The sequence below is a fragment of the Haloplanus sp. HW8-1 genome (genome assembly GCF_023703795.1).
In the GTDB taxonomy this organism is placed as follows: domain Archaea; phylum Halobacteriota; class Halobacteria; order Halobacteriales; family Haloferacaceae; genus Haloplanus; species Haloplanus pelagicus.
The window spans coordinates 798,939-824,417 of sequence record NZ_CP098518.1; the positions used below are offsets into that span (position 1 = coordinate 798,939).

Consider the following 25,479-nt stretch of genomic DNA (forward strand, 5'->3'; position numbering starts at 1 on the left):
GCGCGGGCCTACTCGAACTCGGGGTCGCGCTTCTCGACGAACGCGTCCATCCCCTCGCGCTGGTCGTGGGTCCCGAACAGGCCACTCCAGGCCCGCCGCTCCACGGTGAGTCCCCCCTCGCCCCCCGTCTCGTGGTAGGCGTTCAGCGCCTCCTTCGCGGCGTAGAGGGCGTGACGGGGTTTGGCGGCGAGTTCCGACGCCATCTCGTCGACGTGGTCGTAGAGGTCGTCGTGGGCGACCACGTCTCCGACGAGCCCCCGTTCGTAGGCGTCCTGTGCGTCGAGGCGGTCGCCGAAGAAGATCAGCCGGCGTGCCGTCTCGTCGGGCACGAGTCGCTGGAGAAGCTGTGTGCCACCCCATCCGGGGATGATGCCGAGGTCGATTTCGGTCTGGCCGACGGCGGCGCGCTCGCTCGCCACACGCAGATCACAGGCGAGGGCGAACTCGCAGCCGCCGCCGAAGGCGTAGCCGTTGATGGCGGCGATGGTGACGCCGGGAAACTCGATCAGGTCGCGGACGACCGCCTGGCCGCGTTCGGCGTAGGCGAGCGCCTCGGGCGTCGAGAACTCCTTCATGTAGTCGATGTCGGCGCCGGCGATGAACGCGTCCTCGCCCGCACCCGTGAGTACCAACACGCGGGCCGCCTCGTCCTCGGCCTCGGCGATGGCGTCCCCAATCTCGTCGAGCGTCTCGCTGTTCATCGCGTTCAACGCGTCGGGGCGGTCGACCGTGAGACGAGCGATGCCGTCCGTGACGTCGAGCGTAACGGTGTTCCAGGACACGCCTCTCCGGAGGACTGCCAAGACGTTAATCGTTCGGGGTCCGCTCACGGGTGTGGTGATGCGGGTTAGCGAGGCACCGCCGCCGTGGCCGGTCCGAGAGCGGGGGCCGCCTCGATCGGTCGGCTACGCGCTCCCGAGTTGGGCGGTCGAGATGGCCTCACGCATCGGCAGGCGTCCCGGCACGTACCGTATTGAACCGCAAACCGAGCGTCCGACGATCGACGAGTTACGACAGCAGAACGGCGTTGACCTGTCCGGTCTGTCCGGGTCGCGAGGTGACGCGGGCGCGCCCCGCGCTCGTCTCGATGATCGCGCCCTTCGTGATGATGTTTCGGCGAGCGTAGTTCGTGTTCGACGGGTTCTCGGTCACGTTCTCAATCTCGGCCTCGACAGTCTCGCCGCCGTCGGCGACGTGCGCGACGTTCGTGGCGAGCGCGCGGGTCTTGGTCCCGGTGCCGCGCGCGTCGATGGTCTGGAAGCGGGGCTCGCCGACCGTCGTCTCGGCTGGCTGGCGGCCGAGCTGGTATCGCTTCTTGTTTCGGAACGGCCGGAGGCGGCCGCCCGTCCGCTTGCGTGTCGAGCGTCCCTGGTCTTTCATACCGCTATCCAGTTCCAGCAGCTACTTGAATCGCTCGGAACGCGGAGCCGGAACGGATAGGGTTTAGTGATCCGCGATACCCTCTGTGGGTCATGAGCCTCGAAGCCGCGGTGGCGGCACCGTTCCGCGACCGGGGCCGATCCCGTCTCGGGGAAGGAGAGTTCGTGGTCGCGCTCTCGCTGGACCGTGACTGGTTCACACCCGATCAGGCCAAGCGACTCGTCGATGTCGCGGCCGGCCGAGGCCTCGTCTCCCGCGAGGAGGACGACTTGGTCGCGGAGTTCGACCCCGCGTCGGTCACCATCCCCGACGGCTTCGTCCCCGACGAGTCGATCCTCCGCGAACAGTCCGCGTTCGAGCGCGTGCTCGCGGCCCTCGTCGACGCCGGCATCGAGAAACAGGAGGCCGTCGCGGCCATCAACGAGCGACAGCGCGAACTCGGCGTCACCATCGAGGCCGCGGCCGTCCTCTATGCCCGCCGCCGGGGGGTCGACGTCGACGACGCTGCCGACCGAGCCCTCGCCGATCTCCGGGCGGGTGCGGGGACGGACGATCCGTGACTCAGACAGACTGCTGTACGTCGGTTCCGGCGGTCACCGAACACGGAGCAGCGACCGCCGGCAAACCGCTACGGTAAGCCGTATCAGTCGTCGCTGTCGGCGACTTCGAGGTCGGGGCCGCCGCTCGCCTCGCTCTCTACGCTGACGCCCTCCCAGTCGTGATCCACGTGGTACCCCTCCCGTTCTCTCGCGCTTCGGGCGACGCGAACGAACTCGGCGTTGTCCCGTGCCCGTGGGATGGTGTGTCCACCGCAGTAGGAGAGACCCGAACGGATCCCGGCACAGAAGTCGGCCGCGACGTCCGCCACGGGCCCCTTGTACGGGGTCAGTGCCTCGACCCCTTCGTCGGCGTCGACGTCGGCTCCCTTGTCGTCGCGCTCCTCCGCGGCGGCGGTGGTCGCCATTCCCCGCGACCGCTTGTACCGCGTACCGTCGACCTCGACGATCGCACCCGGCGCCTCGTCGGTCCCGGCAAAGAGACTGCCGAGCATCACGGTGTCGGCTCCGGCCATCAGTGCCTTCACCGCGTCGCCGGAGGTGCGGATCCCGCCGTCCGCACAGATCCGGACGTCCAGATCCGCCGCCACCCGGGCACAGTCGTCGACCGCGGTCAACTGGGGGACGCCGGCGCCGGCGACCTTTCGCGTCGTGCAGTGTGATCCCGGGCCGATCCCGACTTTCACGCAGTCGGCGCCCGCCGCCGCCAGATCCTCGACCCCCGCCGGCGTCGCGACGTTGCCGGCGACGAGGTCGGTCCCCGGGAACGCGCCGGCGATATCCTCGACGGCGGTGAGCGCGCGTTCGAGGTGACCGTGGGCGACGTCGACGACGAGGGCGTCGACGCCAGCCTCGACCAGCGCGGCGCTCCGGGCGACGTAGTCCTCGTCGATGCCGACCGCGGCGCCGACCTGCTCGCCCGCGGCCACCACTCGCTCGACCTGTCTGGCCTGTTCGTCCGGCGAGAGAAACCGGTGCAACACGCCGAACCCCCCCGCGCGACCGAGACCGATCGCCATCTCCGCTTCGGTCACCGTATCCATCGCCGCGGAGACGAGCGGCGTCTCTAGGTCGACGGTCGGCGTGAACGTCGTCGTGAGATCGACGTCGTCACGGCTGTCGACCGGCGACCGCTTCGGCACGAGGAGCACGTCACCATAGCTCAGGCCGGTTCGAAGGTCATCCATACCCCTCCTGAGAAAGTGATCCGAACTGTTAAACCCCGCGACTCGCCGGGCTGACCGGAGCGGGAGACGGCCGATCAGGCCCCAGTACGGGCCGTGTGATCCGCCGTCGACCCCAACCCCGAGTGTCGGTTCGCGGCCCTCCGGCCGGGAAGCCGTCGGGGTCCCCGTGCCGGCACCGGTCAGTCGAGGGCCGCGGCGAGATTCGCGGCGATTTCGGCACCGAGCCCGGCCTTCGATCCCGCGTATCGGTCGACGGCGTCCGGACGAACGACGAGCGCGTTCGTCTCCGCCCCGCCCATCACCGAGGCGTCGTTGGCGACGACGAACGCGAGGTCGACTCGGTCGCGTAGCGCGGTCGCCCGCTCGACCATGGCGTCCTCGTCCCCGCTCGTCTCAACTTTGAAGCCGACCATCGTGAGGTCGGGATGCTCGGCCCGGACCGAGTCCAGGAGCTTCGGTGTCGGCTCCAGATCGAGGGTGATCGCCTCGCCGGAGCGGATCTTCTCGTCCGCCGACCCGACGGTGAAATCGGAGATAGCGGCGGCGGAGACGAGGGCGTCCGCCCGGGTCGTTCCCGACTCGCCGCCGACCGCCGCACGGACGGCGTCGAGCATCTCGGCGGCGCTCTCGACGGCGCACACGTCGGCGTAGTGGACGTCGGGGCCGTCGTGGACGAGGGTCACCGACGCGCCCCGAACGTGACAGGCGCGGGCGACCGCGCGGCCGGTTCGTCCGGAGGCGCGATTCGAGAGCGTCCGGACGGGGTCGATCGACTCCGTGGTCGCCCCGCTCGTGACGACGACGTGCCGACCTTCGAGCGTGTGTGGTGTCGTCGCGCGCGCCGCGGCGGTGACGATGGCGTCCTCGCTCGCGATCTTGGCCTTGCCCTCCTCGATGCGCGGGTCGACGAAGTCGACGCCCCACGATTCGACGCGCTCGATGGCGTCCAGTACGCCGGGGTGGTCGTACATGGGTTCGTGCATCGCGGGCGCGACGACGACCGGCACGTCCGCGCCGAGTGCCGTCGTCGCACAGGTCGTCACGGGCGTGTCGTCGACGGCCGCGGCCACCTTGCCGACGGTGTTCGCGGTGGCCGGAGCGATCAACAGCACGTCGGCCCACCCCTCCCGACCGCAGAGGTCGACGTGTTCGACCGCGCCCGTGAGTTCCGTGACCGGCGTGGCGTCGGTGGCGAACTGAAGTGCCCAAGGATGGAGGATACCGCGGGCAGCGTCGGTCATCACGGGTCTGACGCGCGCGCCGTGTCGCCGGAGTTCGTGGGCGAGTTCCACCGTCGTCACCGCCGCGATGCTCCCCGTGACGCCGAGTGCGACGTGAGTCCCCTCGAGCATTCGTTCTACCTTTCGTGGCGAGGGTCTTAAGCGTCGGTCGTCGGGCGTCGACCGCCCGCAGTCGGCCGGCGACGGGCCGGCGGTAATCGTAGGTGAACGGCGCCCTTTCCCCACCGAAACGGGTTTTTCACCGGCCGATGTACGGTGGTCCGTGACCCGCGAATCGGAACTCATGCTCTCCGTCCTGCTCGGCGTCCCCGCGGCAGTCGTCGGTCTCTTCCTCCTCACGATCGGTCCGGTCGGCTGGTTCGTCGCTGCCTTCCTGGGCATCGCCGTCATCGGTGCGTCTGCCGTGTTCGGCGACTCGGGGGGCGGTGGCGACCCGGATCGGACGAACTGCCCGCACTGTGGGTCGCGGACGGCCGCGGGCGAGGCCTGCGAGTACTGTGGTGATCCTCTCTAGGTGGACCGGAGCCTCCGGCGGTAGCCGGCGTCGACGGTGACGGAAGGGAGCGTCCTCGGGTGGCGCGAAAACCCTTACCACGACGCAGGCCGAGGGTCCCACGTGGACCGTATCCACGTCAGCACCGTCGTCCACCTGTCGGCCGATGAGGTGTACGACTTCCTCGTCGACTTCCCGCGGTACGCCCGGTACTCGGAGTACCTGACGGACGTACACGCCGACGGAGACGGCTCGCCGGGGACCCGGTATCGGCTTCGGTTCGCGTGGTGGAAACTCTCCTACACCGCCCACACCGAGGTGACCGAGGCCGACCCGCCGGCACGGCTCGGCTGGCGAGTAATCCGTGATCTCGACGCCCGGGGCCGGTGGCGGGTCGACCGTCTCGATACCGTGCCCGCGAGTCTGCCGGACGAGGAGGGACCGGCCTGCCGCGTCCATCTCGAAGTCGAGTTCGACGCCGACTCCGTGGCCGGGGGAATCATCGACCTCCCGCGGTTCGTCTCCTTCGACTGGGTGGTCGAGAAGGTAAAACCGATCCTGGTCGAGGAGGCCGAGCGCGTGGTCGAACGGATCGTCGCCGACGTCGAGGGGCGCCAGCGGGAGGTGGAACTCGTCGTACACGAGGAACCGAGCGACGGGGGACGAGAAGCGAAATCGTGAAACCGCGTGCGCGTCGATAGCGCCGTATGCACTCCGGGAGCGATCGACCGTGCGTATAATCGTCGTCGGTGCCGGCCAGGTCGGATCGAGCATCGCCGCCGACCTCGCCGGCGCGCACGACATCGTCGTCGTGGACCGGGACGGCGACCGAGTCGAGGAGTTGACCTACTCGCTCGACGTGTTGCCCGTCGAGGGGGACGGAACGTCGCTGTCGACGTTGGAGGAGGCGGGCATCGACGAGGCCGACATGGTCATCGCCAGCACCGACGACGACGAAACCAACATCGTCATCTGCGGGACGGCCCGCGCGGTGAGCGACGCCTTCACCGTCGCCCGCGTGAAGAACACGGAGTACCTGCGGACGTGGGAGCGGTCCGAACGGGCGTTCGGCATCGACTTCATCGTGTGTACGAACCTGCTCGCCGCGGAGGCTATCGTCCGCGTGGTCGGGATTCCAGCCGCCCGCGACGTGGACTCCTTTGCGGACGGCCGCGTCCAGATGGCCGAGTTCGAAGTACCGCCGGGGAGTTCCGTCACCGATCACACGGTCGCGGAAGCCGACCGGTTCGACGACCTCACCTTCGCCGCCTTCCTCCGCGACGGCGAGGTGGAAATCGCCCGCGGCGACTCCGTGTTTCGGGAACACGACCGGGTGGTGGTGATCGGCAACCCCGAGGCGGTACAGGAGTTCGCGACGATCATGGCGCCCCAGGAACGTCCCGGGACAGCCGAGGAGGTGGTCGTCGTCGGGGGCAGCGAGATCGGCTACCACGTGGCCCGTCTGCTCGGAGAACAAGGGTTCAAGCCTCGACTGATCGAACGGGACCCCGAACGCGCCCGCCGCCTCGCCGAAGAACTCCCCGACGCGGTGGTACTGGAGAGCGATGCAACCGACGCCGACTTCCTGGAGCGCGAACACGTCGGCGACGCCGACTTGCTGGTCGCGGCGCTCGACTCCGACGAAAAGAACCTGCTGGTGTCGCTGTTGGCGCGCCGACTGGGCGTCGACCGGACCGTCGCGATCATCGATACGTCGGAGTACGTCGACCTGTTCGAGACCGTCGGCGTCGACGTGGGTGTCAATCCCCGCGAGGTGGTCGCCGAGGAGATCACGCGGTTCACCCGCGACGGCGGTGCCGAGAACGTCGCGATCATCGAGAGCGACCGCGCCGAGGTGCTCGAAGTCGAGGTCGACGATGAGAGCGTCCTCGCGGACAGGCCGATCCACGAGTCGGTGGGCGAGTTGCCCGACGGGGTCGTCATCGGCGCCATCACCCGTGAGACGGACCTGATCACCCCGCGCGGGGAGACGGTGATCCGCCCCGGCGACCACGTCGTCGCCTTCCTCGATGCCTGTGTCGCCGACGACGTGACTCCGATGCTGTGAGCGCGGCGCTGTCAGTAGCTTGAACCTCCCTCGCTGGTTAGAACCCGACGAATCTCGATGGGCTCCCGTGTCGAGTACCGGGCGAGTCTGACCCTCGTCGGGAGCGTTCTCGCGTATCTGGCCGTGCCGGTGACGGTCGCAACTGCGCCGGCGGGTCCATCGGGCCGTTTCTCGATGGCGGTGACCGCGGGGTCGGCAGGGGGGCCGAACGACTGGAGGTCCTGCCGGTGTGGGTCCCGCCGCCGCCGGAGTGCTGGCGACAGAGCGGCGGCGCCCAAACATCACCGTTGAAAATCGGACGCGCAATTTTTTATGTCGGCTCGCGGTAGCGGCAGGTGCGACGACCGGTTGCAACGGCGGCTCCCACCGCCGGCGACGAGTTCGCCGCACCGCGCGAACGCGTACGTACACGACATCCGAACCGCTCCCTATGTGTGTTGTGGTTTACATATTCACACCTGCGGCTCCACTATTTATTTCTATCAACATATCCGTAATACAAACGGGTTTTACCGAGCCGATCGACGACTCAATCGCATGGTCGATTTGACTCGACGAACCCTGATGGCGACGTCTACAGCCGCCGCTCTCGGTGCCAGCGTGGTGGGCTCCGGTGTGGCGAGTGCGGACGTCGAGGAATCGGACACGCCCGGCGCGCCGAGTGTCAAGGGCGAACTCAAGCGGTTCTCGACGACGGCGTTCGGGGCCGAAGTGACCGGGCCGTTCGTCTTCGAGGACGGCTCGCTCCTGTACAGTCTCCAGCATCCCAACGGGACGAATCCGGGGAAGTTCGGCCGCGCGGCGGTCGGCTACTTCGGCGGCTTCACCTTCGAGTTCGACGGCAACAACGACGACTTCCCGGAAGTCGGTATCCCCGACACGGAAGAGAAACAGCGGCAGGTGCGATCCGAAGCCGGCGATTACGAGATTCTGATCCAGGGTCGCGAGCCGATCCAGGGTGGCTCCGAGCGTCTCGGCGTCCCGCAGACGCCGGATGGGGATGGTCTCACGGAGTTCGCGGGATCGTCCGGCGGCTACGGTGGAAATCCGGACTGCAACCAGTTCGTCTCGACGGACGAGGACGGGACCGAGGGCTTCCTGTTCACCAACTGGGAGAACTACCCCGGCTGCATCTCGCGGGTTCCGATCAGCCAGGACGAGAACGGCGAGTGGAGCGCCGACGTCGACTCCGACATGACGCTCAACCTGCCGAACACGGAGGCCTTTCGCGACATCGGGGGCACATGGGTCAACTGTTACGGTGACCTCAGCCCGTGGGAGACGATGATCTCCGCCGAGGAGAACTACAGTCATCCGCGTGTCTCCTATACGTACACGGTAAGCGACATCGTGGAGTCGGGTACCGGCGTCGGCAAGATCGGCGGCTGTCAGTTCTGGAACCGGCCGAACCCGACGGGGATCGGCCCCGCGATCGAGGAGTACGCCGCGAACGGCGATATCGAGGAGGCCTTCACCGCGCAGGGCTACTGGTCCCAGGGCGGCATCGAGAAGGGGGCCTACTACCTCGGTGCGGAACCGGTCGACCAGACCGACGACGGCGGCAACGACCTGACGCCGATCGGCGACGGCTACCCGAATCCGTACCGCTACGGCTACTTCGTGGACATTCGGGATCCGGCCGCTGACGAGCCGAGCCCGATCAAGTACTGGGTGATGGGTCGGGCCGCCTGGGAGGCGCCCGACATCCAGGGCGACCGCAAGACGGTCTACGGCTGCTCGGACGGCGACAGCAAGGGCATCTACAAGTTCGTCGCCGACGAGCCGATCGACAGCTACGCGAATACGGACGACATCGCGGGGACGCTCTACGCCCCGAAGATCACGAACGACGCCGCCAGCGTCGCCGACTCCGGGACCCGGAACTCGCCGGCCCAGACGCCGCTCGAGATCGAGTGGATCGAGATGGGTCACGCCACGAACGGCGAGGTCGCGTCCTGGATCGCCGACTACGACGACGTCACGCAGATCGACTACATCACGGCCCACACCGACTACACCGAGGACGACCTCGGCACGAACGTCGCGTACAGCGACGCCGTCAAGGAGGCCGACCTCACCGTCCTCAAGAGCGCCAGCGGCAACCAGAACTACATCACGAACGAGGAAATCGTCCGCTGGGGCGAGCAGTACGAGGCCAACGGTCCCGACGGCGTCGACGAGGAGCTCCGCCGCGTCCCTTTCCTGGAAACCCGCGCGGCCGCGAAGGAACTCGGTGCCTCCATCGAGTTCAACAAGGCCGAGGGCGTCGACAGCGTCGACGACTCCCAGCCCGGCGACTTCGTCTACTTCGGTATCTCCGCGTTCGAGGACCAGCTCGCCGACGACGAGGGTGACATCCAGATGGACCGCGTCAGCGGTGGGATCGTCTACCGCGCCGAACTCGACCCGAACTACGACGTCTCGCGGCTCGAACCGGTCATCGTCGGTCCCGACTTCACCGACGGACCGCAGGACGCCGACGACGCGCTCCGCAACATCGACAACGTCTACACGATGCGCGACGGTCGTGTCCTGTGCTGTGAGGACGGCTTCGGCGGCCCGGCACGCTCCTACCCCAACGACGGCCTCTACGTCTTCCAGCCGAACGTCCTGGTGGACGTGCAGTCGATTGCCGTCGGCTACGGGAAGACCGGCGAGGCGGTCCTCGAAGCGTCGTCCCTTCCCGCCGGCTTCTCCGGTGTGGAAGTCACCGTCTCCGTCTCGAACCCCGACGTCGCCAGCATCACCGGCGTCGAGTTCCCCGATGCGCTCGGCCTCACCGAGAGCTCGATCAGCAAGGACGGGTCCACCGTGACCATCCGGGTCGCGGACACGGATCGGAACGTCGAGGCCGGCGGCCGCGACGTTCCGCTCGCCACCCTCACGGTGCGTGGCGACAGCACCGGGACGACCGACCTGGGGGTCGAGATCGGCCAGATGGACGACGAGGAGGGTAACGCCATCGGCGCCGAGGCCCGTTCGGGCGTCCTGGTCACCGGCCCGCCGACGGTCACGGGCGGGGCGGCGCCCACCGACCCCGACGGCGACGGCCTCTACGAGGACCTCAACGGTAACGGCCGCCTCGACTACGAGGACATCGAGATCCTGTTCAGCAACTTCGACGCCGACAGCGTCACCATGAACGCCTCGGCGTACGACTTCAACGAGAACGGTCAACTCGACTTCGACGACGTCGTCGACCTCTACGAGGAGGTCAACTGATCGTGCCGGCCGTCGTCGGTTCCGCGCCGAGCGCTCCCGGCACGGCGGTGGCGTCGGGCGACGGCCACCCGAGAACGAGGTGTCTCGCCGCCCGGTCCGCCGACCGGCCCCGATAGACCCTCATTCCCTATTCCCAGACAATGATTCGACTGAGACCTTCGATTCCGACACCTGTCGACTCCCGCCGTCGCGGCGCGGCCGTCGTGGTCGCGCTGGCGGCGCTCGCCCTCCTCGGGGCGGCGGCAGGTGCAGCCACGGCACAGAGCGATCGACCGACCGTCGTCGTGACCGACGGCTCGACGACCGCGGACGGGACCACGACCGTCGGCGTCGTCCTCACGAGCGCCCCGGACGGCCTGGCGGGCTACTACCTCGAACTCACCGTCCAGAACCCCGAGGTCGTGAGCATTCGGTCCGCTAGCTACCCCGCCCGGTTCGGGCTGACGAGCGACCCCGAAATCGGGGCGGACGGAACGACACTCACGCTCGAGGCCGCGGACGTGGAGGGCGCGGTCGAACCCGGTGCCACCGACGTGACCTTGGCGACGGTGACCGTCGCCGGCGCGTCGCCGGGCGAGGTCGAACTCACCCTCGATCCCCGGCAGTTCGACGCGGACGACGGGAGCGCCGTCGATCCGGCCACTCAGTCCGGAACCGTGACGGTCGGAGGTGGCGGCGCCACCCCGTCGACCGCCGCAGCCGGATCGACCGGCACGGACGTCGGTGGCGGCGACGGTACCGCCGGGGACGCCGACGGCGACCGTCGCGGGACCGACCCGCCCGCACGATCGACCTCGGGGGCAGGCCCCCTCTCGCCGGCGCTGGTGTTCGTCGCGATGGGGACTGTCGCGATCATCGGCCTCCGGCGACGGAGGTAGCTGTACCGGCGTTCGACCACCCTCTCGACGACCACATGCCACGACCGAATCCCACATCCGACGGCACTGAGACGATCCACCGCGAGTACGTCCTCGACGTTCGTATCGTCGAACGCACGACCCTCGACGGGACCAGATACCGGTTCCAGGCCCCACACCACGACGGCGAGACGTTCGACGACCCCGAGACGGCCGAACTGTACGCCGACGTCTACTTCGACGTCAACGGGTTCGACGAGGAGGACGTCGGCGACCGGGGCGTTCCGCCGGCGATCATCCAGGCCGGGCGGGACACCCTCACCGCGTACTTCCTCACGCAGACGTACGGCGACCTCAACTGGGTCGCGTCGTACTACGGGATCAAACCGGAGCGGGCCGAACGGTACGTCAACCGCGTCGAGAAGCGGGCGAAAGGGATCCGCGCAGGGGTTACGGAGCGCGGTTCGGCCTGACGCGACCGACACCCCATCCGTCATCACTGTCGATAGTTGCACCGCCGTCTCCTGGTCTGGAGTATCGAGAATGATAATTCAGGCCGTAACGTTATGTGATGTGAGGGCCGGTATTTCGGTGGGCACTCCGATCCGATGCCGGCCGACGTTTCGTCGGCCGGCGATCGAGACGACGCGGCTCCGGGGGGAACGCGTCGCCCGTCGGATCGGGTAGCCCTATCGCGTGTGACCCTCTCAGTACCGCTACCGAACGACGGCCCCGTTTCGTCGAGTGTCGACCGGACGGGCGGACCGGGAGCTTCTCCAGCCGTCAGACCCACGTGTTGAGGGTGCCTCGACGAGCGACGACGTCGGTCCGGTGACGCCAGTCGAACGCCGCGTTGCCTCGATGATCGCGGGCGCCCGGCGTCGGGAGACAGGGGTTTGCCGTCCGCGATCAGCCCTCGACAGCGCTTGCCGCCCGGATGATCGCTCGCTCGCCGAACGCCGGGCCGATCAACTGGAGACCGACGGGGAGGCCGTCGGCCCGTCCCGCGGGCACGGAGATGGCGGGCAGGTTGGCGAGGTTCACGGGGACGGTGTTGGCGTCCGCCAGGTACATCCGGAGCGGATCGTCCAGGTTCTCGCCGAGTTCGAACGGGAGGACGGGCATCGTCGGCGATGCCAGCACGTCGGCCTCGGCGAGCGCCTCGTCGAAGTCCCGCTTCAGCCATGCGCGAGCGTCCTGGGCCTTCGCGTAGTACTTGTCGTGGTAGCCGGCCGAGAGGGCGTAGGTGCCGAGCAGCACCCGCCGTTTCACCTCGTCGCCGAACCCCTCCTCGCGAACCCGCGCGAAGGACTCGTTCCAGTTGCCCTCGACGTCCGCTCCGGGACCGTAGCGCACGCCGTCGAACCGCGCGAGGTTCGACGACGCCTCGGATATGGCGATGACGTAGTACGCCTGCACCGCGGTTTCGACCGACGGCAGGGCCACCTCGTGAGTTTCGGCACCCTGCGCTTCGAGGTCGGCGAGGGCGTCCTCGAACGTCTCGACGACGCGCTCGTCGGCGCCCTCGATCAGTTCCGTCGGGACGCCGATCGAGAGGCCGTCGACGTCGCCGTCGGCGGCGCTGGCGTAGTTCGCGTCGGCACCCGCCTCCCGCGTCGTCGCGTCGCGCTCGTCGGGGCCGGCGATCACTTCGAGCACCTCGGCGGCCTCCTCGACGGTCGGCGCCAGCGGTCCGATCTGTTCCAGCGAGTTGGCGTAGGCGACGAGGCCGTATCGAGAGACCAATCCGTAGGTTGGCTTGATGCCGACGACGCCACAGAACGCCGCGGGACAGCGCACCGATCCGCCAGTGTCGCTGCCGAGAGCGGCGTCGGCCTCGCCGGCGGCGACGGCCGCGGCGCTGCCCCCGGACGACCCGCCGGGGACGCGGGACTCGTCGACCGGGTTCGTCGTCGGGCCGAAGGCCGACGTCTCGGTGGTCGTCCCCATCCCGAACTCGTCCATGTTGGTCTTGCCGACGAGCGTCGCGCCCGCCCCCTTGAGCCGTTCGACCACCGTCGCGTCGTAGGGCGGGACGTAGTCGGCGAGCATCTCGGAGCCACAGGTGGTCCGGACGCCCTCGGTCGAGATGTTGTCCTTGACGGCGACGGTCCGATCCGCCAGCGGCCCGTCCGCGGCGCCGTCGATCGTCGTCTCGGTGATGAACGCGTCGCCGCTCATGAGACGTTCGGCCCCTTGAAGTAGCCGTCCTCCGACTCGGGGGCGTTCTGCAGCGCCTCCGTCTGGGTGAGTCCCTCGTGCACCTCGTCGTCCCGCATGACGTTCACCAGTTCCGCCTCGGCGTCCACTTCCGGGACGTCGTCGAGGGCGTCGAAGTAGGAGAGAACCTCGGAGAACTGCACGGCGAACCGATCCACCTCGTCCTCTTTCAGGTCGATCCGGGCCAGGTCCGCGACGTGGCGGACTTCGTCGGGATCGACGGGCGTCTCACTCATGTGTGAGGGGACTTTCGGGCCGGCACTAAGGGTTTCGGTCCACCAACGCCCCGCTCCGCGGTCGGTCTGCGACCGGTCCCGCGGGCCGGCGATGGCCAGTAGCGTTTATGTACCCTGGGCGAGCATCCGACCGCTATGGTCGACGGTACCTTCGACGGCTACGGTGGCCGTCACGTTCCCGACGCGCTCGAGGAACCTCTCGAACATCTCGCGGCCGCCTACGACGAGGTGGCACCCACGGAGTCGTTCCAGTCTGACCTCCGGGACCGCCTGGAGACGTTCGCCGGACGCCCCACGCCCCTCTATCACGCCCGCAATCTCAGCGAGCGCTACGGCGCCGACATCTACCTCAAGCGGGAGGACCTGCTCCACGGCGGCGCCCACAAGATCAACAACACGCTCGGGCAGGCGCTCCTCGCGAAGCGGGCGGGCAAGGAGCGCCTCATCGCCGAGACCGGCGCGGGACAACACGGCACGGCGACGGCGATGGCGGGCGCCCTCCTCGATCTCGACACCGAGATCTACATGGGGAAAAAGGACGTCGAGCGCCAGAAGATGAACGTCTTCCGGATGCGGCTGATGGGCGCGACGGTCAACGAGGTGACCCGCGGTGGGGCCGGCCTCGCCGATGCCGTCGACGTCGCACTGGAGGACATGGCCGCGAACATCGAGGACACGCACTACCTCGTCGGCAGCGTCGTCGGCCCCGATCCGTTTCCCCGGATGGTCCGGGAGTTCCAGTCCGTCATCGGCGAGGAGGCGCGCCAGCAGATGCTCGACCGGACCGGCTCTCTCCCCGACGCGGCCGTCGCCTGCGTCGGCGGCGGGTCGAACGCCATCGGCCTGTTCCACCCGCTTCGCGACGACGACGTCGCCTTCTACGGCGCCGAGGGCGGCGGCGAGGGCGAGGGCTCCGGCCGCCACGCCGCTCCCCTCGCCGAGGGCGAAGACGAGGTCATCCACGGCATGAAAACGCGCGTGATCGGCGACGACACCGAGGTTCACTCCGTGTCGGCGGGGCTGGACTACCCCGGTGTCGGCCCCGAACACGCCATGTTCCGCGCGATGGGCCGGGCCGAGTACACCGCCGTCACCGACGACGAGGCACTCGGTGCCTTCCGGGAACTCGCCGAGACGGAGGGGATCATTCCCGCTCTCGAATCGAGTCACGGCGTGGCGCTGGCGATCCGACTCGCCGAGGAGAGCGACCACGACAGCATCCTCGTGAACCTCTCGGGCCGCGGCGACAAGGACATGGAGACGGCGGCGGAACACTTCGATCTGTAGACGACCGAGGCGTAGCGACCGCACCGTTCCGGACCCCCACATCCAGTCCCGACTTCGGGGCACGTTCTCGATGGCGTCGTCCGCGGTATCTCGCCAGCCGGCCGTTCGAATAAACTCCACCACAGTTTTTAGGCTGGCCAAAATCAGAGGCGTTGCGGGGTCACAGACTGGTCTCGTGATCGGACAATTTGTAATTGGTTTCATTTACTATACTCCATCTACCGATTTGGTCGAGGAAATCGTGTTAGACGAATCGAACCCCGTTTGAACGAGAGAATTGCGCATTTTGGAGACTCTTGAACGTGATATTTGGTTTCGAGAAAATAAAGGCAAGTGTTTATATCTGTCCCGTCCGGATACCTATCCGGAATGGTTCAATCCATCACCCTTGACACGGCGAAAGAATTGATCGACGCGGCCGAACGGAAGGCCGAGGAAATCGACAACCCGATGGTCATCACCGTCGCGAACAGCGAGGGGAACCTCGTCGCGCAGCATCGGATGGACGACGCATGGCTCGCGTCCGTCTCCATCTCGCGGAACAAGGCCTATACATCGGCTGCGCTAGACATGCCTACGCACGAACTCGCCGAACCCTCCGAACCCGGCAACTCCCTGTACGGGCTCCAGACGACTGACGAGGGACGGATCGTCATTTTCGGTGGCGGCTACCCGCTGCTGGACGAGTCGGGGGACGTGGTCGGCGCGTTCGGCGTGTCCGGCGGCGCCGTCGAGCAGGACATGGAAGTCGCGCAAGCCGGCGTGAGCCGCTGGGAAGAAATCCGAGGTGGATGATCAATGTCAATGAACGCGGTGGTCTACAAGGGACCACACGAAGTGGCGATCGAAGAGGTCGACGAACCGCAGATCGAACACCCCAACGACGTCGTCATCGACATCACGACGACGTGCATCTGTGGCTCAGACCTCCACATGTACGAGGGGCGGACGGCCGCGGAGCCGGGCATCGTCTTCGGGCACGAGAACATGGGTATCGTCGAGGAAGTCGGCGAGGCGGTGTCGAGTCTCGAGGTCGGCGACCGCGTCGTCGCCCCGTTCAACGTCGCCTGTGGACACTGTGAGAACTGCGAGAACGGTTACACCGGCTTCTGTACGAACGTCAACCCCGGCTTCGCCGGCGGCGCGTACGGCTACGTCGCGATGGGACCGTACAAGGGGGGACAGGCGGAGAAACTCCGCATCCCATACGCGGATTTCAACGCGCTGAAACTGCCCGAGGGCGACGAACACGAGGACGCGTTCGCGCTCCTCGCGGACATCTTCCCCACGGGGTGGCACGGGACCGAACTCGCCAACCTCGAACCCGGCGACTCGGTGGCGGTCTACGGCGCGGGACCGGTCGGCCTGATGGCGGCCTACAGCGCGAAAATCAAGGGCGCGGCCGAAATCTACGTCGTCGACCGCGTGCCGAGCCGACTCGATCTCGCCGAGGAACACTGCGACGCGACGCCGATCAACTTCGAGGAGGGCGACCCGGTCGAGCAGATCAAGGACGTGCACGGCGGCGGCGTCGACAAGGGCGTCGACGCGGTCGGCTACCAGGCCGTCGACCCGGACAAGGAGGGTGACTCCGCGTACGATCCGGCCCGCGAGAACCCCGCCGTCGTCATCAACAACCTGATTCGGACGGTCAAGCCGACGGGCGAACTCGGGATTCCGGGGCTCTACGTGCCGGAAGACCCGGGCGCACCCGACGACATGGCCGCGCAGGGTCGACTCGGCATCGACTTCGGTCTCCTGTTCGAGAAGGGACAGGCGCTCGGCACCGGCCAGTGTAACGTCAAGGAGTACAACCGCGAACTCCGTGACCTGATCATCGAGGGCCGGGCCGATCCCAGTTGGGTCGTCTCGCACCGCGTCGACCTCGAGGAGGCACCCGAGATGTACGAGGCCTTCGACAACCGCGAAGAGGGCGTGACGAAAGTGCTGTTGGAGCCGTAAACCGGGCTCCCGTCGATCCGATTTTTCGACGACAGAGCTAACAGGACGCCGTGAGTATCCGAAATCATGTGCCAGTACTGTAGTTACCGCTACCACGACGGCTGGACGCAGTTGCTGTCGTACGACGAAACCTACCAGTCGACGGTCGGTGAGACTTCGGAGTCGACCTACGGCTTCCACGAGTCCTGGGACGACCTCCGCGACGACGTGGGTATCTAGGCCTCGCGGGGGAACGGGTCGGTCTCGGCCCCGCCTGGTTCGACGGACTCGTTGGCCAGGCAGTCGTCGAGGGCGGCCGTGATCGCGTCGGCGTCGAGGTGACGGCCGATGATCACGAGCCGCGTCGCCGGATCGTCCCCACCCCACTCGCCGATCGGTCCGGCCTGAACGGCGGGACCGGCCTGGCTCACGCCGAGGACGGTTTCGGGACGGCTCGCGACCCATGCGAACCCCTTCAGCCGGACCACGTCGCCCTCCCACTCGTCGAGCCAGGTGTCGAGGCGGTCGGCGTCGAACGGCCGCTCCCGGCGGTAGACGAACGACTCCACGCCGTGGGCGGCGGCCGCGGGTCGGTGGTCGTGGTCGTGGTCGTGACCGTCGCCCTCTGCCTCGGCGAGTGCTCGCTTCCAACCCTGCCGTCGCCGGGCTTCCTCGAAGTCGAACAGGCCGGTCCCGAGAACCGCGTCTGGGTCGACCTCGGAGTAGGTCGTCCGGCGAAGCTCCGCTCGGGGCTGAAGCTCCCTGATCGCCGCCTCGACCGCGTCGAGTTCCTCGTCCGGAACCATGTCACACTTGTTCAACAGGAGCACGTCACAGAACTCGACCTGGTCGACGAGCACCTCGGTCAGTGGACGTTCGGGATCGGGTGCCGCGTCCGGGAGCGACTCGGCCGGGTCGAACGCCTTCCAGAACCCGTAGGCGTCGACCACGGAAACGGTGGTGTCGAGGCGGACGTCCTTGGGCGGGTCGGTCCCGTCGGTGCCCTCGGTCAGCGTCCGGGCGATGGGGATGGGTTCGCTGATACCGGAGGCTTCGATCACGAGATAGTCGAAGGTCCGTTCCTCGGCCAGTCGGGCCACCTCCGTCACGAGGTCATCTCCGAGACGACAGCAGATACAGCCGTTCGAGAGGTCGATCACGCCGTCGTCGGTCTCCCCAGACAGCAGTTCGGCGTCGACGTTCAGTTCACCCATGTCGTTGACGAGGACGGCGATGCGGCGGTCCCCCGGATCGCTCAGGAGGCGGTTGACCAGCGTCGTTTTCCCGGCGCCGAGCGGGCCGCTGATGACCGTCGTGGGAATCGGAGGTGTCATGTGGGTCCGATTCACGGGACCGATCGTAATCAACCCCTCGTAGTCCTGCCGACAGGTTACGGACGTCGGTCGGCGGTCGGCGGCTACCGAACTCCGCACGACCGATGCCGACACATTTAAATATTCGGCTCTGATTACATTCTGTATAGAGCCGTTTTGCTCACGATAACAACCAATGACCGATAGCGTACGCGGTTACACGACCGAACGCTCGCGCGCGCGTGCGAGCGAGGACGAGGCCGAGAGTACCGACGGGGACAGCGAGCAGTTGCGCTGTCCGGAGTGTGGGGGCCAGCTCGCCACGGACACGGAACACGGCGAGACGGTGTGTGCGGACTGTGGCCTCGTGGTCGAGGAAGACGAGATCGACCACGGCCCCGAGTGGCGCGCCTTCGACTCCAAGGAGAAAGACCAGAAATCGCGGGTCGGCGCGCCGACGACCCAGATGATGCACGACAAGGGGCTGTCGACCAACATCGGCTGGCAGGACAAGGACGCCTACGGGAAGACCCTCTCCTCGCGCCAGCGCGAGAAGATGCAGCGCCTGCGCACCTGGAACGAGCGATTCCGGACCAGGGATTCGAAGGAGCGCAACCTGAAGCAGGCGCTGGGCGAGATCGATCGGATGGCCTCCGCACTCGGCCTGCCCGAGAACGTCCGCGAGACGGCGTCGGTGATCTACCGCCGCGCCCTCGCCGACGACCTCCTGCCCGGGCGCTCGATCGAGGGAGTCGCGACCAGCGCGCTGTACGCGGCCGCCCGCCAGGCCGGCACTCCGCGGTCGCTGGACGAAATCGCCACCGTCTCCCGCGTCGACAAGGACGAGATCGCCCGCACGTACCGCTATGTCGTCCGCGAACTGGGACTCGAGATCCAGCCCGCGGACCCCGAGCAGTACGTTCCCCGCTTCGCCTCCGAACTCGACCTCTCCGACGAGTCGGAACGCCGTGCCCGCGACCTGCTGAAGACCGCGAAGGATCAGGGCGTCCACAGCGGCAAGAGTCCGGTCGGCCTCGCGGCCGCCGCCATCTACGCCGCCGCCCTCCTCACCAACGAGAAGGTGACCCAGAGCGAAGTGAGCGAGGTGGCCAACATCAGTGAGGTCACCATCCGCAATCGCTACCACGAACTCCTCGAAGCCGAAGAACAGATTCAGGTCCCGTAGCGGTCCGTCTCCGCGGCGTGTGCGTCACCGGTATTCGACCGTCAGGGACGCGTCCGCGGGCAGTACGATCGTGTTTTCAGTCCCGGAGAGATCGATCTCGATCGTGCCGATCGTCGATTCGACGGGGACGGTCCGATTCAGGCGGTCGTCTCTGATGGTGACGTGACTCATGGAGGGCGCTCGGTCCCACACTCGCGGATCGTCCGTGAAAAAGTTACACGGTCGGAAGGCCGATACGTCCGCCGACCCTGCGCCACCCATGGAGACGACCCGACATTTCACGGCGTCGATCTATCTCGTCGCCGACGGGGCGGTCGCGCTCCACGAGCATCCGCGTCTCGGCCTGCGACTGCCACCCGGCGGCCACGTCGACCGCGGGGAACTCCCCCACGAGGCGGCACTCCGGGAAGCACGGGAGGAAACGGGACTGGATCCGCGGCTCCTCACGGACCACGCCGAGGTGTCCTCGCCGACGGCCCGGGCGGTCCCCCGGCCCCGCCACCTGATGCTGGCGGACGTGAACGTCTGCGACGGCGAGGTGGGCCACCAGCACGTGGATCACGTCTACTACGCGACGGTCGAATCGCGGGCGATCGATCCCGAACCGGGCGAACCCGGGCCGGCGGCGTGGACGTGGTACGACCGGCCGGCGCTCCGCGAGGCGGCCGTCGACCCCGACGTGCGCGAACTGGGCCGGGAGGCAATCGGGGTGGCCGCCGCGGCCGACGGCTAATCGATCAGCGACTCGACGTACCGATCCACGTGCCGGTCCATCCGGCGCTTGAACCCGGCCTGCCGAGCGAGGCGATCGAGTTCGCGCGACACCAGGCTCCCGTACTGGAGGGCCTTCTTATCGGCGGTGACGACGTCGTCGGGGAGCCAGCCTGCGGCCGCCCGCCGGAGTGCGATCTTTCGCTCGTCGGGTGTCGCGAGGAGGTGGCCAGGAAGGGGGAGCGCCGCCGTGACGACCCGGTCGGCCACCAGCGGCGTCACGGGCTCGACCCCTGCGGCCCGGAGCGTGAGTGCGTCGCGCGCCAACTGGTCGGGCAGCGATCGGATCGTCTCCCTGGTCGCCCCCCGAACGGTCGTGGCCGCGACCCGGTCGTCGGCGGCCGGATCGACCACCTTCGCGTACCCGCCGAACAGTTCGTCGGCCCCCTGGCCGACCGCGAGGCGGTCGACGCCGTCGGCGGCGACGCGCTCGGCGACGAGATACAGCGGCAGGGCGATGGCGACGTCCATCGCGTTCGTGCGGCCGGTGGCCGCGACCACGCGGGGGACCGCCCGCTCCATATCGGCGTGTGTGAGTTCGACGACCCGAAGCTCCCGATCCATCGCGGCGGCCGCCTCCCGTGCCGCGGCCACGTCGTGAGCTTCGGGGAAGCCGGCGACGTAACAGGGTGCGTCCGGGACGCCGGCGGCGACCAGCGCGGAGTCGACACCGCCGGAGAAGGCGACGGCGAGGCTGCCGTCGTCCACGCCGGTCACGGCGCCGTGGACGGCGCGTTCGACTGCCTCGACGGCCTCCGTGTCGTCCGCGACGGGGGGGTCGGGGAGCGACCAGCGCCGACGGTCGACGAGTTCGCCGTCGACCCGTTCGCGGACGTGGCCGGGGGGCACGGGCGTCGGCGCTGTGGCGCTCACGTCCGCGGGCGAGAACCCCCAGTCCGCCGGCGTTCCGAACAGCGGTTGCCGCCCGAGGACGTCGCGGACGAGACGACCGTCGAGGCGTCCGGCGAAGCCGGCGGTGCCGGGAAACGGCTCGCCGGATTCGAGGGCACGGCGGACCGTCTCGGGGTCGGCTCCCCGGATCATAGCAGGTCGCCGAGGGCGCGCATCATCCGGCGTTTCGCCCCGCCAGCGGCCTGTCGAAAGCTGATGTGCCAGGGGGTGCGCCGACCCACGACGCTCGTTCGGCCGGCGGCGATGGCGTCGAGGATGGCGCGTGCGGAGTGGTCGTCCGCGTCGACTTCGGTGATCGCCTGTCCGACCATCTCGGCGATGTGGGCGTCGCTCCCGGCGGTCATCGGGAGGTCGTGCGTGGCGGCGAAGCGTTCGGCCTTCCGGTTGGCCCGCCCGGTCAGCAGCCGGGAGTTGTACACCTCGATGGCGTCCGCACTCGCGAGGGTCGCCTCGGAGATGTGCGCGGCGACGCCGTGGCGGGAGGACTGGAACGGGTGGGGAACGACGGCGATGCCGCCCCCATCGTGGATGCGGTCGAGGGTCGCCTCGAAGGAGAGACCGGCGGGAATCGCCTCACGAATCCCGAAGGCGAGGACGTGGCCGGCGGTGGTCGTGATCTCCATGCCGGGGATGCCGATCAGGCCGTAGTCGGGGGCCTTCTCGACGGCGTCGAGGCTCGCGTCGATCTCGTCGTGATCGGTGACTGCCAGGGCGTCGAGGCCGACCGACTGCGCCTGTTCGAGCAGGTGGTCGACCGGATCACGGCCGTCGTGCGAGAGCGACGAGTGTGTGTGCAACTCGACCGATAACACGTCCGATAGTGTGATGCGGTCGGTAAAAAACACGCCGATCCCCGCCGTGGCACCCCCCCGAGCGTGCGGCGTCGGCGTGGCGCCCCGGATGACGCACATGGAAAGACATTACCTCCGGAGCGCGAAAGACCGAAGTGAATGAGCCTGTCCGATCCGGATCACGACCTCGTCGCCGCCGAACTCGGGCGGGACCCCACGCCCGCCGAGACGGCGCTCTTCGAGAACCTCTGGAGCGAGCACTGCGCGTACCGGTCGTCCCGGCCGTTGCTGTCCGCGTTCGACAGCGAGGCCGACCAGGTGGTCGTCGGTCCCGGCGACGACGCCGCGGTCGTTGCCCTCCCCACCTACGCCGACGACGGCGAGGAGACGTACGTCGCCGTGGGCATCGAGAGTCACAACCACCCTTCATACGTCGACCCCTACGACGGCGCCGCGACGGGGGTCGGCGGCATCGTCCGAGACATCCTCTCGATGGGGGCCTACCCCATCGCCCTGACGGATTCCCTCTATTTCGGCGGCTTCGACCGCGAACACTCCCGATACCTCTTCGAGGGCGTCGTCGAGGGCATCGCCGACTACGGCAACGCCATCGGCGTTCCCACCGTGGGGGGGAGCGTCGAGTTCCACGACGGCTACGAGGGCAACCCACTGGTCAACGTCGCCTGCGTCGGGCTAGTGACCGAGGACCGCCTCGTCACCGCCGAGGCGAAGACGCCGGGGAACAAACTCGTCCTCGTGGGCAACGCCACCGGCCGCGACGGTCTGGGCGGCGCCTCCTTCGCCAGCGAGGACCTCGGCGAGGACGCCGAGACGGAGGACCGACCGGCGGTGCAGGTGGGCGACCCCTACACGGAGAAACTCCTGATCGAGGCCAACGAGGCGCTGATCGACGAGGACCTGATCCTGGCGGCCCGCGACCTCGGCGCCGCGGGGCTGGGCGGTGCCTCCAGCGAACTCGTCGCCAAGGGCGGCCTGGGCGCGCGGATCGAACTCGACCGCGTCCACCAGCGCGAACCGAACATGTCGGCCCTGGAGATCCTGCTCGCCGAGTCACAGGAGCGGATGTGTTACGAGGTGCGACCCGAGGACGTCGAGCGGGTCGCCGAGATCGCCGCCCGCTACGACCTCGGCTGTTCGGTGATCGGCGAGGTGACCGAGGGCAACTACGTCTGCACGTTCGAGGGGAGCGAGTCGGGAGGTCGCGAGACGGTTGTCGACGTGCCCGCCGAGTTCCTCGCCGACGGCGCGCCGATGAACGACCTGCCGATGGCGGACCCCCCGCGGCCGGAGCGGGATCTGCCCGACGCCGACTTAGAGGGGGCCTTCGACGCGGTCCTCGCCAGCCCCAACACCGCGAGCAAGGAGTGGGTGTACCGACAGTACGATCACGAGGTCGGGACGCGGACGGCCCGTCGACCGGGCGATGACGCCGCGATCATGGCGGTCCGCGAAGCGGGGACGGGACTGGCGCTCTCGGCGGGCGCGAGTCCGGCGTGGACGAGCGCCGACCCCTACGACGGCGCCCGCGCGGTGGCCCTGGAGAACGCGACCAACCTCGCGGCCAAGGGGGCGACACCCCACGCCGCGGTCGACTGTCTCAACGGCGGCAACCCGGAGAAGCCGGACGTCTACGGCGGCTTCGGCGCCATCGTCGACGGTCTCGCCGACATGTGCAGTGCCCTCTCGGTGCCGGTGGTCGGCGGCAACGTCTCGCTGTACAACGACTCGGTGGCCGGACCGATCCCGCCGACGCCGACGCTGGCGATGCTCGGCGTCCGTGAGGGGTACGACGCGCCGCCCATGGGCCTCTCCGGCGAGGGAACGCTCCTCGAAGTCGGCGCGGCCGGCGGCGGCCTCGGCGGGTCCGCGTATCTCTCACAGGCCGGCGGGAGCGACCGGTTCCCGGATCTGCCCGCCGAGCCGGCGGCGGTCGTCGACGCCGTCGCGGCGGTCGCCGCCCTCGATTCGACTCTCGCCACCCACGACGTGAGCCACGGCGGCCTGGCGGTGACCCTCGCGGAGATGGTGACGGCCGACGCGGGCGCAAGCGTCACCGTCGACGACGCCGAAGCGCTGTTCGACGAGACGCCGGGACGGATCGTCGTTGAGACGACCGACGTCGAGGCGGTGAGGGACGCGGCGGGCGACCTGCCGGTGCGTGATCTGGGGGCGACGACGCCCGATCAGCGGCTGAAGATAGCCGTCGGTGACGGGCAACTGGAGCGAACGGCCGAGACCATCGCCACCCGCCGCGACGTGATCGAACGGGAACTCGATTAAATCAACAGCGGCAGGCCGAACGTCACCGCGACCCCGACCAGGAGGACGACGAATCCGACGCCGACCTGACCGGTGGAGAAGTCCTGCATGGGCGAGGTGACACGGCCCTCGTCGTCGCTGTGTGGGTGGTGGTCGTGGTCCGAGTGGTCGTCCATGCGCGGAGGTGGGACGCGGCGATACAAAAAGACACCTGAACGGGGCGACCCGCGACCCCAGGCCCGCCGAGGGCCGACTCACCGACGGCCACGGACACCGGGTTCCTTTTGACCGCCCCCATCGTAGCCGCGGATACGGATGGCCGTAACCAAGCGCATCATTCCCTGTATCGACGTGGATCTCGACGAAGACGGCGACCCGGCGGTGTACACCGGTGTCAACTTCGAGGACCTGAAGCATACGGGCGACCCGGTCGAGATGGCCCGGGAGTACAACGAGGCGGGCGCCGACGAGTTCGTCTTCCTCGACATCACGGCCAGCGCGGACGGTCGTGAGACCATGCTCCACGTCGTCGAGCAGGTGGCCGACGAGGTGTTCATCCCCCTGACGGTCGGCGGCGGCATCCGGACTCGCGAGGACATCAAGGAGACGCTGCGGGCCGGCGCGGACAAGGTGTCGATCAACACCGCGGCCATCGAGAATCCGGAACTGGTGGACGCCGGCGCGGCCGCCTTCGGCAGTCAGTGTATCGTCATCAGCGTCGACGCCCGCCGGCGCTACGACGAGCAGGGGGAGCACTACGAGCGAATCGACGGCGAGTCCTGCTGGTTCGAGTGTACGATCAAGGGCGGCCGCGAGGGCACCGGCGTCGACGTCGTGGAGTGGGCCCGCGAGGTCGAATCGCGTGGGGCGGGCGAACTGTTCGTCAACTCCATCGACGCCGACGGCACCAAGGACGGCTACGACGTCCCGCTCACCCGCGCGGTCTGCGAGAACGTCTCGACGCCAGTCATCGCCTCCTCGGGCTGTGGCGGCCCCGAGGACGCTTACGAAGTGTTCACCGAGGCCGGCGCCGACGCCGCGCTCGCGGCCTCGATCTTTCACTTCGACGAGTACACCATCCGCGACGTCAAAGAGTACCTCGACGACCGGGACGTTCCGGTCCGGCTCTAGGCCGCCGCGTCGAACGCGGTGACGAAGTCGTCGGCGAGGTCTTGGACGCGCCGGGAGGCGTCGCCGACGGCGTCGAGCGGGCCGGTCGTGTCGTCGGTCTTGACCGAGAGGATCGGTTCGGTCTGCCCGCCGGACTGCTCCGGGTTCATGTCGTAGGTCGCGGCCGTGACACCCGGCGTCTCCAGCAACGCCCCCTTGAGGACGTTCATGAACGTGTGATCCTCCCCCGCGATCTCCATGCGAAGTTCCTCGTCGGTCTTCTCGATGACCCGCAGTTCCATACCCACCGCTACCGGCGGTTCGCGTTTCAAGGTTTCGTATAGCGGCGAATAATTGCTCTCCGCACGAACGGGCGACGCCGGATGGCGTCCCCCGCACGGAGAACGTACGGGACCACACAAGGTGG

General features: G+C 68.2%; 28 protein-coding genes. 15 read left to right on the top strand and 13 right to left on the bottom strand.

Annotation, left to right across the window (positions count from 1 at the left end):
- Positions 1-8: 8 nt before the first annotated feature.
- The gene (locus tag NBT82_RS04295; RefSeq protein ID WP_251330343.1) at positions 9-782 is read right to left on the bottom strand and encodes an enoyl-CoA hydratase/isomerase family protein; all 774 of its coding nucleotides are present in this window, start codon (positions 780-782) and stop codon (positions 9-11) included.
- Positions 783-1,008: 226 nt separating this feature from the next.
- The gene (locus NBT82_RS04300; RefSeq protein WP_251330344.1) at positions 1,009-1,380 is read right to left on the bottom strand and encodes a 30S ribosomal protein S8e; all 372 of its coding nucleotides are present in this window, start codon (positions 1,378-1,380) and stop codon (positions 1,009-1,011) included.
- 92 nt (positions 1,381-1,472) lie between these two features.
- Here NBT82_RS04300 and NBT82_RS04305 point away from each other — a divergent pair, with 92 nt between their 5' ends.
- Positions 1,473-1,940, top strand: coding sequence for a DUF2240 family protein (locus tag NBT82_RS04305; protein ID WP_251330345.1), 468 nt, complete (start codon positions 1,473-1,475; stop codon positions 1,938-1,940).
- An 83-nt stretch (positions 1,941-2,023) separates the two neighbouring features.
- Here the strand turns inward: NBT82_RS04305 and NBT82_RS04310 are convergent, their stop codons facing one another.
- Together NBT82_RS04310 and coaBC are read right to left on the bottom strand one after the other, a co-directional pair.
- Complete coding sequence (locus NBT82_RS04310) at positions 2,024-3,124, bottom strand: guanosine monophosphate reductase (protein WP_251330346.1); 1,101 nt, start codon at positions 3,122-3,124, stop codon at positions 2,024-2,026.
- Between the two features lie 179 nt (positions 3,125-3,303).
- Positions 3,304-4,476, bottom strand: coding sequence for a bifunctional phosphopantothenoylcysteine decarboxylase/phosphopantothenate--cysteine ligase CoaBC (gene coaBC, locus NBT82_RS04315; RefSeq protein ID WP_251330347.1), 1,173 nt, complete (start codon positions 4,474-4,476; stop codon positions 3,304-3,306).
- Positions 4,477-4,627: 151 nt separating this feature from the next.
- Between coaBC and NBT82_RS04320 the strand changes: the two genes are divergently transcribed.
- From NBT82_RS04320 to NBT82_RS04335, 4 genes are all read left to right on the top strand, one after another.
- A complete protein-coding gene (locus NBT82_RS04320) occupies positions 4,628-4,879 on the top strand; it encodes a hypothetical protein (protein WP_251330348.1) in 252 nt (83 codons plus the stop codon).
- A gap of 102 nt (positions 4,880-4,981) precedes the next feature.
- Positions 4,982-5,539, top strand: coding sequence for an SRPBCC family protein (locus NBT82_RS04325; RefSeq protein ID WP_251330349.1), 558 nt, complete (start codon positions 4,982-4,984; stop codon positions 5,537-5,539).
- 49 nt (positions 5,540-5,588) lie between these two features.
- Positions 5,589-6,926: a Trk system potassium transporter TrkA gene (gene trkA / locus NBT82_RS04330; RefSeq protein WP_251330350.1), complete on the top strand. Its 1,338-nt coding sequence runs from the start codon at positions 5,589-5,591 to the stop codon at positions 6,924-6,926.
- Between the two features lie 537 nt (positions 6,927-7,463).
- The gene (locus NBT82_RS04335) at positions 7,464-10,148 is read left to right on the top strand and encodes an alkaline phosphatase PhoX (RefSeq protein ID WP_345780674.1); all 2,685 of its coding nucleotides are present in this window, start codon (positions 7,464-7,466) and stop codon (positions 10,146-10,148) included.
- Here the strand turns inward: NBT82_RS04335 and NBT82_RS20000 are convergent.
- Positions 10,141-10,272, bottom strand: a complete 132-nt coding sequence (locus NBT82_RS20000) for a hypothetical protein (protein WP_256476675.1) — start codon at positions 10,270-10,272, stop codon at positions 10,141-10,143. The two genes, NBT82_RS04335 and NBT82_RS20000, sit on opposite strands and share 8 nt — an antisense overlap.
- Positions 10,273-10,288: 16 nt before the next feature.
- Between NBT82_RS20000 and NBT82_RS04340 the strand changes: the two genes are divergently transcribed.
- Together NBT82_RS04340 and NBT82_RS04345 are read left to right on the top strand one after the other, a co-directional pair.
- Positions 10,289-11,026 carry a hypothetical protein gene (locus NBT82_RS04340; RefSeq protein WP_251330351.1) on the top strand — a complete coding sequence of 246 codons (738 nt, stop codon included), beginning with the start codon at positions 10,289-10,291 and terminating at the stop codon, positions 11,024-11,026.
- A gap of 35 nt (positions 11,027-11,061) precedes the next feature.
- The gene (locus NBT82_RS04345; RefSeq protein WP_251330352.1) at positions 11,062-11,478 is read left to right on the top strand and encodes a hypothetical protein; all 417 of its coding nucleotides are present in this window, start codon (positions 11,062-11,064) and stop codon (positions 11,476-11,478) included.
- A 436-nt stretch (positions 11,479-11,914) separates the two neighbouring features.
- Here the strand turns inward: NBT82_RS04345 and gatA are convergent, their stop codons facing one another.
- Positions 11,915-13,186, bottom strand: coding sequence for an Asp-tRNA(Asn)/Glu-tRNA(Gln) amidotransferase subunit GatA (gatA, locus tag NBT82_RS04350; protein WP_251330353.1), 1,272 nt, complete (start codon positions 13,184-13,186; stop codon positions 11,915-11,917).
- Complete coding sequence (gatC, locus tag NBT82_RS04355) at positions 13,183-13,461, bottom strand: Asp-tRNA(Asn)/Glu-tRNA(Gln) amidotransferase subunit GatC (RefSeq protein WP_251330354.1); 279 nt, start codon at positions 13,459-13,461, stop codon at positions 13,183-13,185. Before gatC ends, gatA begins: the two co-directional genes overlap by 4 nt.
- Before the next feature lie 135 nt (positions 13,462-13,596).
- On the opposite strand from gatC, the gene trpB reads away from it, so the two are divergent.
- From trpB to NBT82_RS04375, 4 genes are all read left to right on the top strand, one after another.
- Positions 13,597-14,748, top strand: coding sequence for a tryptophan synthase subunit beta (trpB, locus tag NBT82_RS04360; protein WP_251330355.1), 1,152 nt, complete (start codon positions 13,597-13,599; stop codon positions 14,746-14,748).
- 369 nt (positions 14,749-15,117) lie between these two features.
- On the top strand, positions 15,118-15,543 hold the full coding sequence (locus NBT82_RS04365; protein ID WP_251330356.1) for a GlcG/HbpS family heme-binding protein: 426 nt from the start codon (positions 15,118-15,120) through the stop codon (positions 15,541-15,543).
- A gap of 9 nt (positions 15,544-15,552) precedes the next feature.
- Positions 15,553-16,710, top strand: a complete 1,158-nt coding sequence (locus tag NBT82_RS04370) for a glutathione-independent formaldehyde dehydrogenase (protein WP_251331345.1) — start codon at positions 15,553-15,555, stop codon at positions 16,708-16,710.
- A 66-nt stretch (positions 16,711-16,776) separates the two neighbouring features.
- Positions 16,777-16,929, top strand: a complete 153-nt coding sequence (locus NBT82_RS04375; RefSeq protein ID WP_251330357.1) for a hypothetical protein — start codon at positions 16,777-16,779, stop codon at positions 16,927-16,929.
- On the opposite strand, the gene NBT82_RS04380 is transcribed toward NBT82_RS04375, so the two are convergent.
- The gene (locus tag NBT82_RS04380) at positions 16,926-18,023 is read right to left on the bottom strand and encodes a CobW family GTP-binding protein (protein WP_251330358.1); all 1,098 of its coding nucleotides are present in this window, start codon (positions 18,021-18,023) and stop codon (positions 16,926-16,928) included. The genes NBT82_RS04375 and NBT82_RS04380 overlap by 4 nt on opposite strands.
- A gap of 175 nt (positions 18,024-18,198) precedes the next feature.
- On the opposite strand from NBT82_RS04380, the gene NBT82_RS04385 reads away from it, so the two are divergent.
- Positions 18,199-19,188, top strand: coding sequence for a transcription initiation factor IIB (locus NBT82_RS04385; protein WP_251330359.1), 990 nt, complete (start codon positions 18,199-18,201; stop codon positions 19,186-19,188).
- A 24-nt stretch (positions 19,189-19,212) separates the two neighbouring features.
- Here NBT82_RS04385 and NBT82_RS04390 read toward each other — a convergent pair whose 3' ends face one another.
- Positions 19,213-19,359 (bottom strand): hypothetical protein, encoded by a 147-nt coding sequence (locus tag NBT82_RS04390; protein ID WP_251330360.1) that lies wholly within the window; start codon positions 19,357-19,359, stop codon positions 19,213-19,215.
- An 88-nt stretch (positions 19,360-19,447) separates the two neighbouring features.
- Between NBT82_RS04390 and NBT82_RS04395 the strand changes: the two genes are divergently transcribed.
- Positions 19,448-19,921, top strand: a complete 474-nt coding sequence (locus NBT82_RS04395; protein ID WP_251330361.1) for an NUDIX hydrolase — start codon at positions 19,448-19,450, stop codon at positions 19,919-19,921.
- On the opposite strand, the gene NBT82_RS04400 is transcribed toward NBT82_RS04395, so the two are convergent.
- Both NBT82_RS04400 and NBT82_RS04405 read right to left on the bottom strand, forming a co-directional pair.
- On the bottom strand, positions 19,918-21,000 hold the full coding sequence (locus tag NBT82_RS04400; protein WP_251331346.1) for an asparagine synthase C-terminal domain-containing protein: 1,083 nt from the start codon (positions 20,998-21,000) through the stop codon (positions 19,918-19,920). The genes NBT82_RS04395 and NBT82_RS04400 overlap by 4 nt on opposite strands.
- The gene (locus tag NBT82_RS04405) at positions 21,000-21,683 is read right to left on the bottom strand and encodes a PHP domain-containing protein (protein WP_251331347.1); all 684 of its coding nucleotides are present in this window, start codon (positions 21,681-21,683) and stop codon (positions 21,000-21,002) included. The genes NBT82_RS04400 and NBT82_RS04405 overlap by 1 nt, the downstream gene beginning before the upstream one ends.
- Positions 21,684-21,821: 138 nt before the next feature.
- Here NBT82_RS04405 and purL point away from each other — a divergent pair, with 138 nt between their 5' ends.
- Positions 21,822-23,963, top strand: a complete 2,142-nt coding sequence (gene purL / locus NBT82_RS04410; protein ID WP_251330362.1) for a phosphoribosylformylglycinamidine synthase subunit PurL — start codon at positions 21,822-21,824, stop codon at positions 23,961-23,963.
- Here purL and NBT82_RS04415 read toward each other — a convergent pair.
- The gene (locus NBT82_RS04415) at positions 23,960-24,118 is read right to left on the bottom strand and encodes a DUF7550 family protein (RefSeq protein WP_251330363.1); all 159 of its coding nucleotides are present in this window, start codon (positions 24,116-24,118) and stop codon (positions 23,960-23,962) included. The two genes, purL and NBT82_RS04415, sit on opposite strands and share 4 nt — an antisense overlap.
- Before the next feature lie 139 nt (positions 24,119-24,257).
- On the opposite strand from NBT82_RS04415, the gene hisF reads away from it, so the two are divergent.
- Complete coding sequence (gene hisF / locus NBT82_RS04420; RefSeq protein ID WP_251330364.1) at positions 24,258-25,073, top strand: imidazole glycerol phosphate synthase subunit HisF; 816 nt, start codon at positions 24,258-24,260, stop codon at positions 25,071-25,073.
- Here the strand turns inward: hisF and NBT82_RS04425 are convergent.
- Positions 25,070-25,354: a DNA-directed RNA polymerase subunit L gene (locus NBT82_RS04425; protein ID WP_251330365.1), complete on the bottom strand. Its 285-nt coding sequence runs from the start codon at positions 25,352-25,354 to the stop codon at positions 25,070-25,072. The genes hisF and NBT82_RS04425 overlap by 4 nt on opposite strands.
- Between the last annotated feature and the right edge of the window lie 125 nt (positions 25,355-25,479).

What these genes read in the sequence shown, in the direction of transcription:
- NBT82_RS04340 (WP_251330351.1), top strand. Translation starts at nt 10,289, where the DNA reads ATGATTCGACTGAGACCTTCGATTCCGACACCTGTCGACTCCCGCCGT.
- NBT82_RS04370 (WP_251331345.1), top strand. Translation starts at nt 15,553, where the DNA reads ATGAACGCGGTGGTCTACAAGGGACCACACGAAGTGGCGATCGAAGAG.
- NBT82_RS04335 (WP_345780674.1), top strand. Translation starts at nt 7,464, where the DNA reads ATGGTCGATTTGACTCGACGAACCCTGATGGCGACGTCTACAGCCGCC.
- NBT82_RS20000 (WP_256476675.1), bottom strand. Translation starts at nt 10,272, where the DNA reads ATGAGGGTCTATCGGGGCCGGTCGGCGGACCGGGCGGCGAGACACCTC.
- NBT82_RS04395 (WP_251330361.1), top strand. Translation starts at nt 19,448, where the DNA reads ATGGAGACGACCCGACATTTCACGGCGTCGATCTATCTCGTCGCCGAC.
- NBT82_RS04345 (WP_251330352.1), top strand. Translation starts at nt 11,062, where the DNA reads ATGCCACGACCGAATCCCACATCCGACGGCACTGAGACGATCCACCGC.
- trpB (WP_251330355.1), top strand. Translation starts at nt 13,597, where the DNA reads ATGGTCGACGGTACCTTCGACGGCTACGGTGGCCGTCACGTTCCCGAC.
- NBT82_RS04305 (WP_251330345.1), top strand. Translation starts at nt 1,473, where the DNA reads ATGAGCCTCGAAGCCGCGGTGGCGGCACCGTTCCGCGACCGGGGCCGA.
- NBT82_RS04365 (WP_251330356.1), top strand. Translation starts at nt 15,118, where the DNA reads ATGGTTCAATCCATCACCCTTGACACGGCGAAAGAATTGATCGACGCG.
- NBT82_RS04375 (WP_251330357.1), top strand. Translation starts at nt 16,777, where the DNA reads ATGTGCCAGTACTGTAGTTACCGCTACCACGACGGCTGGACGCAGTTG.
- hisF (WP_251330364.1), top strand. Translation starts at nt 24,258, where the DNA reads ATGGCCGTAACCAAGCGCATCATTCCCTGTATCGACGTGGATCTCGAC.
- NBT82_RS04425 (WP_251330365.1), bottom strand. Translation starts at nt 25,354, where the DNA reads ATGGAACTGCGGGTCATCGAGAAGACCGACGAGGAACTTCGCATGGAG.
- NBT82_RS04385 (WP_251330359.1), top strand. Translation starts at nt 18,199, where the DNA reads ATGACCGATAGCGTACGCGGTTACACGACCGAACGCTCGCGCGCGCGT.
- purL (WP_251330362.1), top strand. Translation starts at nt 21,822, where the DNA reads ATGAGCCTGTCCGATCCGGATCACGACCTCGTCGCCGCCGAACTCGGG.
- NBT82_RS04415 (WP_251330363.1), bottom strand. Translation starts at nt 24,118, where the DNA reads ATGGACGACCACTCGGACCACGACCACCACCCACACAGCGACGACGAG.
- coaBC (WP_251330347.1), bottom strand. Translation starts at nt 4,476, where the DNA reads ATGCTCGAGGGGACTCACGTCGCACTCGGCGTCACGGGGAGCATCGCG.
- NBT82_RS04310 (WP_251330346.1), bottom strand. Translation starts at nt 3,124, where the DNA reads ATGGATGACCTTCGAACCGGCCTGAGCTATGGTGACGTGCTCCTCGTG.
- NBT82_RS04300 (WP_251330344.1), bottom strand. Translation starts at nt 1,380, where the DNA reads ATGAAAGACCAGGGACGCTCGACACGCAAGCGGACGGGCGGCCGCCTC.
- gatC (WP_251330354.1), bottom strand. Translation starts at nt 13,461, where the DNA reads ATGAGTGAGACGCCCGTCGATCCCGACGAAGTCCGCCACGTCGCGGAC.
- gatA (WP_251330353.1), bottom strand. Translation starts at nt 13,186, where the DNA reads ATGAGCGGCGACGCGTTCATCACCGAGACGACGATCGACGGCGCCGCG.
- NBT82_RS04380 (WP_251330358.1), bottom strand. Translation starts at nt 18,023, where the DNA reads ATGACACCTCCGATTCCCACGACGGTCATCAGCGGCCCGCTCGGCGCC.
- NBT82_RS04390 (WP_251330360.1), bottom strand. Translation starts at nt 19,359, where the DNA reads ATGAGTCACGTCACCATCAGAGACGACCGCCTGAATCGGACCGTCCCC.